The sequence below is a fragment of the Paenibacillus sp. 2TAF8 genome, assembly GCF_052114825.1.
Taxonomy (GTDB): domain Bacteria; phylum Bacillota; class Bacilli; order Paenibacillales; family Paenibacillaceae; genus Paenibacillus.
The window spans coordinates 50,850-64,865 of the sequence record NZ_JBFRFN010000029.1; the positions used below are offsets into that span (position 1 = coordinate 50,850).

11 protein-coding genes are annotated in these 14,016 nt (G+C 45.7%); all 11 read left to right on the forward strand.

The features are described from left to right. Positions 1 to 141 precede the first annotated feature (141 nt). The 11 genes from AB4Z30_RS26770 to AB4Z30_RS26820 all read left to right on the forward strand — a co-directional run bounded on the left by AB4Z30_RS26770 (position 142) and on the right by AB4Z30_RS26820 (position 13,911). A complete protein-coding gene (locus AB4Z30_RS26770; protein ID WP_090917434.1) occupies positions 142 to 1,281 on the forward strand; it encodes a glycerol dehydrogenase in 1,140 nt (379 codons plus the stop codon). Further along, positions 1,282 to 3,051: a dihydroxyacetone kinase subunit DhaK gene (gene dhaK / locus AB4Z30_RS26775; RefSeq protein WP_441930477.1), complete on the forward strand. Its 1,770-nt coding sequence runs from the start codon at positions 1,282 to 1,284 to the stop codon at positions 3,049 to 3,051. A 489-nt stretch (positions 3,052 to 3,540) separates the two neighbouring features. After that, positions 3,541 to 5,688: an alpha/beta hydrolase family protein gene (locus AB4Z30_RS26780; protein ID WP_441930479.1), complete on the forward strand. Its 2,148-nt coding sequence runs from the start codon at positions 3,541 to 3,543 to the stop codon at positions 5,686 to 5,688. 459 nt (positions 5,689 to 6,147) lie between these two features. Then, positions 6,148 to 7,329 (forward strand): alanyl-tRNA editing protein, encoded by a 1,182-nt coding sequence (locus AB4Z30_RS26785; protein ID WP_441930481.1) that lies wholly within the window; start codon positions 6,148 to 6,150, stop codon positions 7,327 to 7,329. Positions 7,330 to 7,349: 20 nt separating this feature from the next. After that, positions 7,350 to 8,738, forward strand: a complete 1,389-nt coding sequence (locus AB4Z30_RS26790) for a DUF1963 domain-containing protein (protein ID WP_441930483.1) — start codon at positions 7,350 to 7,352, stop codon at positions 8,736 to 8,738. A gap of 138 nt (positions 8,739 to 8,876) precedes the next feature. After that, positions 8,877 to 9,335 carry a GNAT family N-acetyltransferase gene (locus AB4Z30_RS26795; protein WP_441930485.1) on the forward strand — a complete coding sequence of 153 codons (459 nt, stop codon included), beginning with the start codon at positions 8,877 to 8,879 and terminating at the stop codon, positions 9,333 to 9,335. Between the two features lie 528 nt (positions 9,336 to 9,863). Beyond that, positions 9,864 to 11,210, forward strand: coding sequence for an amino acid permease (locus AB4Z30_RS26800; protein WP_441930592.1), 1,347 nt, complete (start codon positions 9,864 to 9,866; stop codon positions 11,208 to 11,210). 196 nt (positions 11,211 to 11,406) lie between these two features. Then, a complete protein-coding gene (locus tag AB4Z30_RS26805) occupies positions 11,407 to 11,892 on the forward strand; it encodes an RNA polymerase sigma factor (RefSeq protein ID WP_441930487.1) in 486 nt (161 codons plus the stop codon). A gap of 2 nt (positions 11,893 to 11,894) precedes the next feature. Further along, positions 11,895 to 12,908 carry an anti sigma factor C-terminal domain-containing protein gene (locus AB4Z30_RS26810; protein WP_441930489.1) on the forward strand — a complete coding sequence of 338 codons (1,014 nt, stop codon included), beginning with the start codon at positions 11,895 to 11,897 and terminating at the stop codon, positions 12,906 to 12,908. A gap of 122 nt (positions 12,909 to 13,030) precedes the next feature. Then, positions 13,031 to 13,219 (forward strand): deaminase domain-containing protein, encoded by a 189-nt coding sequence (locus AB4Z30_RS26815; protein WP_441930491.1) that lies wholly within the window; start codon positions 13,031 to 13,033, stop codon positions 13,217 to 13,219. 14 nt (positions 13,220 to 13,233) lie between these two features. Continuing rightward, on the forward strand, positions 13,234 to 13,911 hold the full coding sequence (locus tag AB4Z30_RS26820) for an Imm3 family immunity protein (protein ID WP_441930493.1): 678 nt from the start codon (positions 13,234 to 13,236) through the stop codon (positions 13,909 to 13,911). The last annotated feature ends 105 nt before the right edge of the window (positions 13,912 to 14,016 follow it).

The following is a 14,016-nucleotide window of genomic DNA, read 5'->3' on the forward strand; positions in this document are numbered from 1 at the left end:
TTATATTTAGGTCAATTGCAACAATTAAAATTTGATGTAACACGGAGCAAGGCCGCTTCATCTTTGAATTTCAGTTAAAAAGGACGAGTGCTGCCGCGCAAAACATTCTATTAAATCTACTTTTAGGAGGCATATCATATTATGAGAAAAGCATTTATCAGCCCAACCAAGTACGTGCAAGGCGAAGACGAATTGTTGAACCTCGGGTATTTCGTAAAATCCTTCGGAGATTCTGCATTGCTGATTGCACACCCGGACGATGTACAGCGGGTCAAAGCCAAGCTGGATGCAACAGCAGAAAAATTCAATATCACGTTTGTTGAAAGCGGTTTTAGAGGTGAATGTTCACGTGAGGAAGTTGCTCGTTTGCAAGAAATCGCGAAAGAAAAAGGATGCACATGCACGATTGGTCTCGGTGGTGGTAAAGCCATTGATGCCGCGAAATGTGTTGCTGAAGGTGACGCACTGATCATCTGTCCAACAATTGCGGCTACAGACGCACCGACAAGTCACTCGGCAGTATTGTACACACCGGAAGGTTCTTTTGACGATTATGCATATTTCAAACAAAGCCCAAGCGTGGTGCTCGTAGATACAACCGTTATCGCTAATGCACCAACACGTTTCCTCGTATCCGGTATGGGAGATGCACTGTCTACTTACTTCGAGGCAAGAGCAACAGCGAAATCCTATTCCCGTGTGAATGCAAGTCTGCCAATGGGCTCCCGTGAAGGGTACACACCTTCTGCTGTAGGAACGAATGCAGCACTGGCACTTGCCAAATTGTGTTACGAAATGTTGCTTACAGACGGCGCCAAAGCAAAAGTAGCGAGTGATAGCAACGTGGTTACTCAAGCTCTGGAAAACATCGTAGAAACGAACATCCTGTTGTCTGGTCTTGGATTCGAAAGCGGCGGTCTGGCTGCAGCTCACGCGATCCATAATGGTCTGACGGTTCTGGAAGGCACACACCACTATTTCCACGGTGAAAAAGTATCCTTCGGTACGATTGCGCAGCTCGTCCTTGAAAATGCACCAACCGAAGAATTGCACCAAGTGATGGATTTCTGTCTTTCCGTAGGATTGCCTGTAAGTCTGGCAGATATCGGTGTAGAAACAATTACACAAGAAGAACTGCTGAAAGTGGCAGAGATTGCTTGTATCCCGGAAGAATCCATCCACGCGATGCCATTCCCGATTACAGTTCCTGAAGTGGCGGCAGCCATTGCAGCGGCTGACCGAATTGGACGGGAGTACAAAGCTCGCCAGGAGGCAAAATAAATGAAAAAAATTATCAACCAAGCTGAACATGTTGTCATGGAAATGTGCAACGGGATTGCGCTTGCACACCCGGAGCTGGAATTCTTGAAAAAATATAAAGTGATCAAACGCAGAGAGATTCAGGCGGATAAAGTTAGCCTGATCAGCGGCGGAGGTAGCGGTCACGAGCCAGCACATGCAGGTTATGTAGGTAAAGGTATGCTGGATGCGGCTGTGTGCGGAGATGTATTTGCATCGCCTTCCCAAATTCAGGTGTATCAAGCGATCAAAGCCACGGCCAGCAACAAGGGTACACTGCTTATCATCAAGAACTACAGCGGCGACATGATGAACTTCAAAAACGCCGCACATCTGGCTGAAGAAGATGGCATCAACGTGCAATATGTACGTGTGGAAGATGACATTGCTGTGCAAGACAGCTTGTACACGGTGGGACGCCGCGGTGTGGCTGGAACCGTTCTGGTTCATAAAATTGCTGGAGCTGCAGCAGAAGAAGGGCGTAGCTTGGAAGAAGTGAAAGCTGTTGCCGAGAAAGCGGCGCAGAACGTGCGCAGCATCGGTTTTGGATTCACATCTTGTACGGTTCCTGCCAAAGGAACACCAACCTTCGAAATCGCGGAAGACGAGATGGAGTTCGGGGTAGGTATCCATGGTGAGCCAGGTATTCGTCGTGAGAAAATCGTATCTGCAGACGAACTTGCAGGGCGTATGGTTTCCGCTTTGCTTAAGGATATGAAGCTGGATCAGGATGCGTCTGCCGAGATCGCTGTGCTTGTGAACGGTTTTGGGGCGACACCTCTGCAAGAGCTGTACTTGCTGAACAACTCGGTTCAACGTGAGTTGGCAGGACATGCAGGTCTGAATGTGGCTACAACATTTGTAGGCAACTACATGACTAGTATCGACATGGCGGGTGCATCGGTGACGATTCTGAAGCTGGATGATGAGCTGAAAACGTTGTTGTTCAAGGAAAGCGACACGCCAGCATTTAAAGTATCCGGCCCTCCAGTGGCGCAAGTTGCTTATTCCGAAGCGCTCGAAGCAGTTGTGACGGAGGATGTTCCGGTATCCTACGAGGTGCAGACAGATGCGTCAGCGGCTGTTGTTGAAAACAATCAGTTCTCACTGGATAACATGGTTTACTTGATCGATAAAATGGGCGAGATTATCATCAAGAACGAAGTACCGTTCTGTGAACTGGATTCCCATGCAGGCGATGGCGACTTCGGGATGAGTGTAGCCAAAGGCTTCCGTCAATTGAAGCGTGAATGGAACCATATTATTAACGATGAGAAAAAAGATATCGGTTCATTCCTGGACGCATGCTCTCTCGTCATTATGGAATATTGCGGCGGAGCATCCGGCCCAATCTGGGGTTCAGCTTTCCGTGCGGCTGGCAAAGCAGTAGGCGAGAAACAGCACTTGAACGTAGCTGAGTTTGCTGAAATGTTGCAGGCAGCCGTGCAAGGCATTCAATCAACGGGTGAGCGTTCCTTCGGACGTGGTGCTGTTGTAGGTGACAAAACGCTGATCGATGCACTCGTACCATGTGCAGATGCTTGGGTGCAAAGTGCGGAGTCTGGAGAAGACTTCAAAACCGCATTTGCGAAAGGTGCAGCAGCAGCGGTGGAAGGTGCGAAGAAAACGGAAGATATCGTCGCGCGTATGGGTCGTGCGGGTACGGTCGGTGACCGTAGTCTGGGATATCCGGATGCTGGCGCGTATGCGCTGGGTGTTATTTTCACAGAACTGTCCGAGTCTTTGAAGTAAGATAGAATTCATTAAATTAGCTTGAATGACGATATAGATTATACAGAACTATACAGAACCGAATTGACACAGGTGACGGCGCCGAAGTCCGGCGTCGTTATGTGTGCTTTTTTTAGGCCATGTTGAGTCAATATTTACATGTACTCATTTACATCAAATTTGAATATTGAATTTAGATCTATTGTTGGCTTGTATTGTTAACTGCATTATGACATGCTGTTTTGCTCATTATATAAGCGGAAGCGTATGCATAGTGATATCTATTTATCTATATAATTTGAACTATTAAATTACACAATAACGGAGAGGACAGAAAAAACCTGAAGAAGCGAAGCGTTCGCCTTTATCACCGGATTTTCCCTTTATAAAAGGGAATCAAAAAATCTGGGGATAACAGCGATCGGAAGGTTATTCTGTCATCGAAGTGCATGTGTAAATATATGGATTTCAAGTTATATCGCATTTTATATTGCTTAAAGGAGCCAACCAATGAGAACAGTCACATCATTCTTGAAAAAACCACAGGGGTTGCTGGTTTTATCACTCGTTCTGGTCATTTTCGGCAGCTTGTTTGCCGGTATGTTCAACACATCCTTCTATTCCGTCAAGGTTAAAGAGATCAAATTCCAGGCCGACCACGGAACGCTGTCGGGTCTGCTGTACATGCCAAAGGGCGCGGGTGCTGATGACAAAAGACCGGTTATTATTACAACGCATGGTTATTTGAACACCAAAGAAATGCAGGATGCACCTGCCATTGAAATGTCCAGACGTGGTTACATCGTGCTGGCGCTCGATATGTATGATCACGGGGATTCCCGCTGGAATGCACCTATTCCGGTGAAAGATATGTTCGGCACATTCTGGATCTATTCTCAATTCGATGCAGCTAAATATATCTATGATCAGGATTTTACCAAAAAAGATGATAAAGGCAACGCGTATGTTGCTGTGAGCGGTCACTCCATGGGAGGATTCTCAACACTGCTCTCCATGTACATGGATGAGATGACTTCGTTGCAAACAGGACATCGTATGATCTATACAGGAATCTCTGTTGGCGCGGATTATTCGTATGCCGCTGCCGTAGCTCCGCAGGATCAGCTGCAAGCTGCTTTTGGTAGCCGTACAGTAGGTATGATTGCGGGTAAGTATGACGAGTTTTTCTTCAATAAATCCGACGAAGAGAAGACAGCCGCTGAAAAAGAAATCRAAGGTACCGTAATGCGTAAGGATTTTGCTGCAACGATTTCAGGTAAAGCATTCCTCGGACTGGCGGCAGACGCGCCAAGAGCGGAAACGGACAAGTTCACAGAAGTACCGTCCGGTGACCTGATGGTTGATGGCAAAGTAGTACGCCCTTCGCAGACGGGTGAGCACATTATGTTCACACCGAATCAGACTCACCCGTGGAACCATTTCTCGCCAACCACGACAGGACATCTGATCGACTTTTATGCACATGCTTTCAATGGTGTAACGTCACCAAATCAGACGAATGTGGATCTGGGATCGGGTAATCAGATCTGGTGGGCGAAGGAAGCTTTTAACTTCGTAGCATTGATCGGTTTCTTCCTGATGATCGTGCCTTTGATTACGTTGCTGCTCAGACTGCCATTGCTGCGTAAGGCGGTTAGCAACGAGATCGCAACCGTATCCGCAGCCGTAAGTGGCAAGCAAAAAACGATCTACTGGCTCGCGATTGCGTTCAGCACGTTGATCCCGGCTATTCTTTTCCCAACGCTGATGGATAAATCGGCTGACGGACTGAATGTATTGCGTATCATTGCTCTGATCCTGTTGATCGCAAGTGTGCTTGGTGCAGTGATTGGATTTGTCTTGGCTGGAAGCAAAAAGAATGATTATGCGGCAAGCCGCCGGATGAAAAACATGGGCGTAGGCAGCGTATTACTGGTTGTTGTATCCCTGGTGATGTGGATTGTGTTCAACTACGCAAGCAAAATTGTTGTTACAGGCACATATTTCAATGAACCAACCACGAACCAGATTGTATACTGGGCGCTGGTATCGGCGTTGATTATGATTCTGGTGACCTTTGCTTTCCACTATTTCTCCAAAAAAGACGCGGGCACCCGTTTCAGTGATTACGGCATTAGCTTGAATATCGGAACGATCATTGCCAGCCTTGTAACAGCTGTACTCGCTATTGTCATCGGGTATGCACTGTTGTTCGCGGTGCAGGCAATCTTCGGAACGGACTTCCGAATCTGGACGTTTGCGGTTCGTACGTTTGAACAGGAGCATTTCGTGACTGCACTGCGTTATGCACCACTTTTCCTGATCTATTACTTCGTGAGTGCTGTTGCCCTGAATGCAAATACCCGCGGCAAACGCGGAGGTATGTTCCTGGCCATCGTCTTGAACGTTGGTGGCTTGGTATTGTGGATGCTGGCACAGTATGGCAAAGACTTTATGACAGGTGTGGCGCTGTATCCAACTCAAGCACTGAACGGCATCCTGTTGTTCGCGCTGGTACCATGTCTGATCATCGCTGCGGTGTACGCACGCAAATTGTTTGAGAAAACAAACAATGTATGGCTTGCGGCATTTGTAAATACGTTGCTGTTTACGATGGTGACGGTGGCGAATACGGTGCTGTTCTGGAACTTGGTTTAATGTAAAAAAAGATATGGCGCCGCTGGTGGATTACACTGACGACTCCGATGACTGACTATGCTGGTTGTGGTAGACAAATGGGAACGTCACAGTCAGAAAACCTTTCGATCGCCCTTATCCCCGGATTATTGATTGATTCCCTGAAGGGAACAATCCGGTGATAAATGCGAACGCTTTGCTTCTCCAGGTCCTTTCTGTCTGCTTCGTTTTTGTGTCTACAGGCGAGCGTTCGTCTGTTATCTCCGTTCTGGTGTAATCTATCGGGGCGTCCATATCCAACGTTTTCAGATTAAACGTTGGATAAATATAGACCGTTTTGTAGGCTGTGGCTTACAGAACGGTCTTTTTTGTGATACTACAAGTGATTAGAGTTAACCGAAATTGGCTTTAGCTATGGGAAATAGTGTAATCTGAGTGTAGATGTAACTTACTTGAACGAGAAGGGAACGAATCCATTCAATGACTCAAAAAATTTACTATGACGCTGCGTACACGCGCGAGTGGCATACACATATTACCAATCGGGTGACGAAAGAAGATGGCGTATACGTTACGCTGGCCGAGACGGCATTTTATCCGCATGGAGGCGGACAGCCGTGTGATCTGGGGCAGATTGGTGGCATTGCTGTTCTGGATGTGAATCTGGAAGATGGAGAAGTGTGGCACAAGTTAGAGCGTTCCCCGGAACAGGATGAAGTGCAATGTGAGCTGGATTGGGAGCGACGGTTCGACCATATGCAGCAACATACGGGCCAGCATTTGTTATCGGCAATTACACTAAAACTGACGGATGCCATGACACTCAGTTTTCACTTGGGCACGGACTACGCAACAATTGATGTAGCTGCGGAGACCCTCAGTGCGGAACAACTCACGGGGATTGAACAAGAGGTGAATCGGCAGATTGTTCGCAACGCAGCGGTTCGTACTTCATGGGTTACCGCGGAAGAAGCGGCGCGTTTGCCTTTGGTGAAGCAACCGACGGTGACGGAGGACATTCGCATCGTGGAGATTGAAGGTGTGGAGTACAATGCCTGCGGCGGCACACATGTGGCGGCAACGGGCGAGATTGGCATCATTAAGCTGCTGAAAACCGAAAAGGTCAAGGGAGGCACCCGGATTTATTTTAAATGCGGCACAAGAGCCTTGAACGAATTCAAGGAAGCGCAGGAAGTACTGAATGGTATTACGACCAAATTAAAGACAAGCCGCGACGAACTACTGGAGCGTATCGAGAAAATGGAACAAGACCAGAAGCAGCTGCAAAGCGAGCTGAATGCGCTAAAAGTAACGAATGACGCTTACTACGCCGAGGAACTGCTCGCCGCACGGGAAGGGCTGGTCATTGCCCAGATTTTCGAGGACAAATCACTCAAGGACATGCAAAGCCTTGCTACCAAACTTACGGAAGAGCATGAAGGTTTGGTGCTGTTTGCCAGCCTCTCGGAAGCGAAGGTTGTGCTGGCACAGAATGGACAGCCGCCGGAATGGGCGTGCGGGCCGTTTTTCAAAGGAAATCTTGGGGCGTACCAAGGCAAAGGCGGCGGTAGCGAGAAAATAGCTCAGGCAGGGTTTGCGAGCAGTGAGGATGCACTTGCGTTTTACGAATTCACCAAGGAGCAACTTGGATACCATTCCTAAAGGTTGAAGGAGGCGGGAGCATGACAGAACGTATTCCGTGTGTACGCGAAGGATGCGACCATGTGATTTTACCAGCAACAGCAGCTAAAACAGGTGGGTATTGTATGCCTTGTAAGCAGGAGATGGAACGGGAGGCACATCAGCGTTATATTGAAGCGAATCGGCGTGATGTCGATCTGTATGAGGGCATTACGGACGCAGTGCAGATTTTGAAAATCATGTATGAACCCCGCACATACGATGAACTTATTCGGTACGTACCGTATAAAAACTCCATGGAACAGGTGTATCTGTCCCTATCAACAGAGCAGCAGCATGAGATGAAACAATACGCGATGGAACTGATTCGCTCAGATGATGAGGACACGGGTAAGGACATTTTGCTGTACCTTGTATGTTACCATGATCTGCCCCTGACTGCGGAGAACCCAGAGCTTTTGGAGCGGGAGATCGTTTATCCAGGGGTTTTGTTCAAGAGCGCCTCTGGGGATATGCGAGATCATCTGTTACAACGGGTGAATACGGATGAAGAGAATCGAAACCATATCCTGATCATGCTGGCTTATATCGGTGATGAAGTTGTTGTACAACATTTCTGGCAGTGGAAGCAGTCTCCGCCTGACTGGGCTAGCAGGCTGTATGTGGCACCTGAGCGTTATACCTTACAAGCAGGCTGGGAGTTAACTGAAGAAGGTCAACGCAGAGAATTGTTTATCACCCCAAGTTATTCACTATATGAAACAGGAGAGAGCAACGTAGCGGGAAGAGAGAGGGAAAACCTTGATGGTGCTCCGATTTCTTTACTTGTACCAAGCTCCACTCATTGCCCGTGGTGCAGCAATCCATTCATTAGCTTAATGAATTTACAGGTGAAACATCCGGCGCTTCATTCTGTTTACTGGAAGTTTTCACACCTTGATGTGCAGACTTGTCTGGTCTGCAGCAGTTACAGCGTGGTGCACATGGAGATGGATGCAACAGGGAATCCGATCTGGAGTAGATATAATGTGAAGCCGGATGGATTTGATGATATTGATGTGGAAGAGATGAGCGTAGATGTTTTGGGAATAGGCTCAAGCACCTTAGAGGTAGGCAGCCTTGTTGGCGAGGGAGAAAGGGCAGAAGGAGCACGGGAACAGGAACAGCGGCGTTTGTTCCATATTGCGTCTGAACCGCGTCAGCCTTTCCATGGTAGTGAGTGGGCAATGGAACCTTCTATATCACAGGTTGGGGGTCACCCCGGCTGGGTGCAAGATGCAGATTATCCAGTATGTCCAGCCTGCTCTGCTACGATGAAAGCCATCGGACAGTTGGACGGTGAGATGATTCAGGAGAATGGTGAAGGTGTGTATTACATGTTTGCGTGTGAGCCATGCCAGATGACGGCAGTATCGTATCAGCAGTCATGATATAATCCCCCCCACTTTTTTATCGTTTTCCAGTAAGAAACGGCTGTTGTCATAAAACCTGACATCGTTGTAATATATAATCATTGATCAGCTTCGTGGAGAGCGATAAATTACAAAATGTCGGCAGGAGTGGGAACGATGGAAATTAGAGTGGATGATTTGAGTGGGGACCAGGTAAAAGCACTAATCGCGGAACATTTGATGGGCATGGCAGCGGATTCGCCGCCGGAAAGTATACATGCACTGAATCTGGATGGACTGAAGAAACCCGAGATTACGTTCTGGTGTGCATGGGAAGATGATGAACTTCTCGGTTGTGGGGCAATCAAGCAACTGAACGGGGAGCATGCTGAACTGAAATCGATGCGTACAGCTTCGGCCCACTTACGTAAAGGAGTAGCCCGCCGAATTCTGGCTCATATTATTGAAGAGGCTATGTCTCGCGGATATCAGCGTATCAGTCTGGAGACAGGTTCAATGGACTCTTTTATCCCGGCACGCAAGCTATATGAAGACTTTGGCTTTGAATATTGCGAGCCGTTTGCGGATTATATTTTAGACCCGAACAGTACATTTATGACCAAAGTTATTGGATGAAATCATAGATAAATTCCTATGGAAACCAGTTCCCCCAGTGTAGGGAGGCTGGTTTTTTTATATTTAAGCAACTATCTATTCAATTATTTTACTCTCCATTTCGGATATGAATGAAAAATGAAACATTTGATACAGTTCATACAGCGCAAAAAGTGGTAAACTAAAATTCGGGCTTTGAACGCTGTGACGCGCCAAAGAATGGAGAGTGTAGAAGAATGCTCTACTTGTGGTTTGAAGGAATGAACCCGTTATTCCCAGTATTTGTGTTGTGTCCTATGTTGGCTGTAATTATGGGAGCTTGCTGGTATGTTTTGAAGGTTTCGAAATGGTACACTAGGACAATTGCTTTGGGTGTATCATTCTTGCTGCCCTTGCTGTATATAACCAGTGATTGGGCGACGTTCACCGCTAATCTGGATGCATGGCTGATGTACGGGTTGGGATATAGTTTGGTAACATGGGCAACATACCGATTACCTTGTACACTTAAAGGGTATAAATCATAGGCATGTCATATGTTTGGGATGAATTGGCCATACAGAATGGGAATTAAAACCCAGACACATTACCTTTATGGCGATGGGTGGTGTCATTGGGACAGGCATTTTTAAAGGCAGTGCAGGCACGATTGGACTTGCAGGCCCAGGTGTCATTGTAACGTACATTTTTGCCGGATTACTGCTGCTTGTGGTTATGGCTGCTATGGCAGAGATGGCTACGGTGTACAAAAATAGAAATATGAAAGATTTCGTACAGGAAGCGTTCGGAAGCAGAGTTTCGTTTATTATGGGATGGATGTATTGCTTCTTGTGGTTATCCGTATGTGTTATCGAAGTGATCGCTGCGGGCAGTTTCCTGCAATATTGGTTCGCGGACGTACCGCTGTGGATGCTCAGTCTGGCATGTGCGGCATTCATTATACTGGTGAATCTGCTCAGCGTTGGTGTGTTCGGGGAATTCGAGTTTTGGCTGGCCGGGATCAAAATTGCGATGATCATTATTTTTATCGTGCTCGGGGCTGGACTGATCTTTGGGATTATTCCAAGTGACAACACACCATATCTGCAAAACTATACACAAGCTGGCGGGTTCTTTCCGAACGGATTGACATCGATCTTCTCTGCGCTACTTGTGGTTATGTTCTCGTATGGAGGATCGGAGCTAATCGGCTTGACCTTGACGGAAACGGAAAATGCAGAGAAAGTGATGCCCAAGATCGTGGGCAATTTCATGTTCAGAATCATCTTGTTCTTCACGTTGCCGATTCTGATCATCTGTGGTCTGATTCCCTGGAACGAGATTGGGCCGGAAAGCAGTCCGTTTGTACAGGTGCTGGCGTCTACAGGTTTGCCGGGTGCTGCACATATTATGAACTTTATTTTGGTGACAGCGGTGCTGTCAGCGGCGAACTCGGGCATTTATGGGGCATCTCGTATGATGCACTCCATGGCTGTCGGAGGTGAAGCTCCTAAAGGACTTGCCAAAACCAACCGTAACGGAAGCCCGATTAATACGTTGCTGGTGTGTACCGTTGTTCTGCTGGCAGGTTCCATGTTAGGATTGTTTGCCCAAGATCAGCTATTTAGAGTGTTGCTTGCTGTTCCGGGGTTTGTCGTGATTCTGGTCTGGATCTGCATCGCTGCTTCTCAGCTTAAATTGCGTAAAAAGTATCCGGTTCAGCCTACATTCAAGGTGTGGGGATTTCCTTACATCACCGGAGCTGTTGTCTTGATCCTCAGCGTCATTGCTCTGATGTTTGTGTTTGATGAAGGCAACCGATTCAGTATTAGTATCTGTCTCGGTGTACTTGCATTGCTGACGATCTGGTCTTTGATTCGATTCCGCAAGATGGTAGGCCGGGTTTCGGGGCGTTAATAACTTCGATGAATGAAAAGTGATATATGGTATATTTAGGATTAACAAAGATCTATAAACGTCCATCTTTACAGAGAATCTCGGTGCTCGTGCGCCGGGATTTTTTTATGTACATACACTAGGACGCAAAACTTTTTTAACCGAACGATTAACATTCAGTTCATCCGCCCGTTATACCTATGAAAGGTGGTGAAGCATGGACGCCAGACAGATGGCTGAACAGCTGCAGCCTAAACTTAAAGAAATCCGGCATTATCTGATCAGACTTGGCGCTTCCCCATCGGATGCAGAGGATATTTTGCAGGAAACGGTGTACAAGGCTTTTTTATATATCGACTCGATTGAAAAAGGGAAGTTCAGTGCGTGGCTCTATAAAGTTGCGATCAACCGTTATTATGATCTCTGCCGCCGGAAGAAATGGGCGATGGTTCCCATCGAAAGTGTGGAAATACCGGATTCAACGCTACCTGAGGATGCCATTTTGCAACAGGAGAAGAAAGAAAAAGTGGAGGCTGTACTTCGTGAGCTAGCTCCGCTACACAGACAGCTGCTGATTATGAAATATGAGATGGAGCTCTCGTACCAGGAGATTGCGGAGTTACTTGGCATGCGGATGGAGCAAGTTAAAGCATCGTTATATCAGGCCAGACAACAATTTAAGAAAAAGTATGGGAGTGAGTGAGAATGAACCAACCGTTTGAACAGGAAGATGCAGTGGATGTCAGCAAAATGATTAAAAAGGCCAAACGCAAAACTACTATTCGTACCGTATCTATATCATTGGTTGTATCGGTCGCGGCACTATTCGGAGTTATCATCGGCAATCAGTATTTAACAAGCTCCAGTTATGAGCGTGCGATGCACAGCGAGCAGTTGATGAGCCAGATTAGCGGGCCGGATCAAGTGCAGACGGGACAAGTGAACTTCAGCGGTTTATTGAACGGCACCTTGCAGACCTATAAAGCTAAAGTGATTGAGGGTGTACTTGTACCTTGGGCAGATCAAAAGAGGAATTACTACGCGCTACCTATACCTATCTTTTCAAGTATGGGTGGTAGTACTGGGCAACAATCAGTTTCATTACCAGATGAGAATATGCAGAAACAAGGCTATGAGTATACTCGCAGCTACAATGGATTAAGTGGACAGAGAGAGATGATGTTTTACATTCCGGGTGTGAATTATAATGGGAAAATTCTAAATGACCTTCCGTTGCTGAGTGAAATGGACTCGGACAAAAAGGTGGAGATGGCTATTTCTTTCGATAAGGATTATTCGTTGGATGAAGCGAAACAGTTGCTCCCGTCGGAGTTAAATCAAACATGGTACTGGGTAGATACGTATGATAACAGAGCTTTTTACGATCCTAGACAGGATGGAAACGGGAAACAAAGTTATGCGACTCCAGAGCCGGAGAATTGGGTTAAGGGTTTTGGAGTGAATCCATCCGAACCTACAGAAGTGAATGGCAAGTCGTTTCTGGATGCACTGGAACAGGGAAGGCATCTTAAAGGGTTATACCATTATGAGTTCAACCGAATCTTCGATTTTTTGAAAAAAGATAAAAAAGAGCCACAAGAGAGCGATATTCGCATTCTGGGTGTCGTGGTTACAGGAACAGCAAAACAGCTGCAGTCCCTGAGTCGTCAGCCGTATGTCAGAGGGGTAACGTTGGGAGCAGTGGTGGAAAAATATTGAGAAAAAATGAAGGATCTCGGAGCTCACGCCGGGATTTTTTTATGAAGCGGTTGGGGGTACATCTGGGACACAAAGACTGTTACAAATAGGGCGTACTGGGGGTAATAGGAACTAAATATAAATTGATTAATGACTTAGCTAATAACCTTGGTGTAACTAATACGGCTATAAAGGGAAGAATCAAACTGTTTACAGAAAACGATACTTGTATGAGTTGTAATGATATTATATATAATTTTACAAAAGATTATCCTGGGATAAAAGTAGAAGTCATTCATAATAACGATGTCAAGATACCTAAAAAATCATAATAAAGGAGAAAAAAATGACTTGGAATTATAATGAACTAATAGAATCATTTGTTGAAGAGTATGAAGAATACAAGTTAGAGTATCAGAGTCCAAATGAAGCGATAGCTCGAGCTTTTGACGAGCACTACAGTGAGAATTCGGATGATATGGAAAAGGCCGTTTTAATGGTAATTTCAGCGGAATTAAAAGTAAAACAGCCACGGATGTACAAGATTACAAAAGAAAATTACATGAGAGACCTTGAACTAATAGATTTTGAAAGGCTAAAGGACTTTATTCAAAGAGGTCAATTAAATGAAAAAGAGTATGAAGAACTTTATTTGAGAAGAAACAGAGTATTGCAAGAACTTGAAAAAATGCCAGTAGATCTTTGTCCAAAAGCAAGATGGTTTTACGATGATATTGTAGATATAGTTGATCGTTCCTTTTCCGAGAGAGAAAATGATAATAATACGATTGAAAACATCTTAAAAAGATTTGAAAGGGAATTTAGGTACAGAACGTGCGCTAAGAAAATTGTTTACACTACAATAGCAGAAAATTTAATACGACTTAACGATACAATTCCACCCTACATTATTAGTGAACTCAAAAATAGAAATTATGATAATTCCCAGTATGAATTAACCGAAGAAGAAGAGAGGAAGTTATTAAGAAGAATAGATAAGGTTTTGGAGGAAGTAAATAAATAACTTAATTCTATCAGAATAAACAGATCAATTTGGGTTGGTTCCCAAAATTGATCTGTTTTGATATGTTCACATTCTCAACGATCGATAGCGAAAATGTTATGTGAT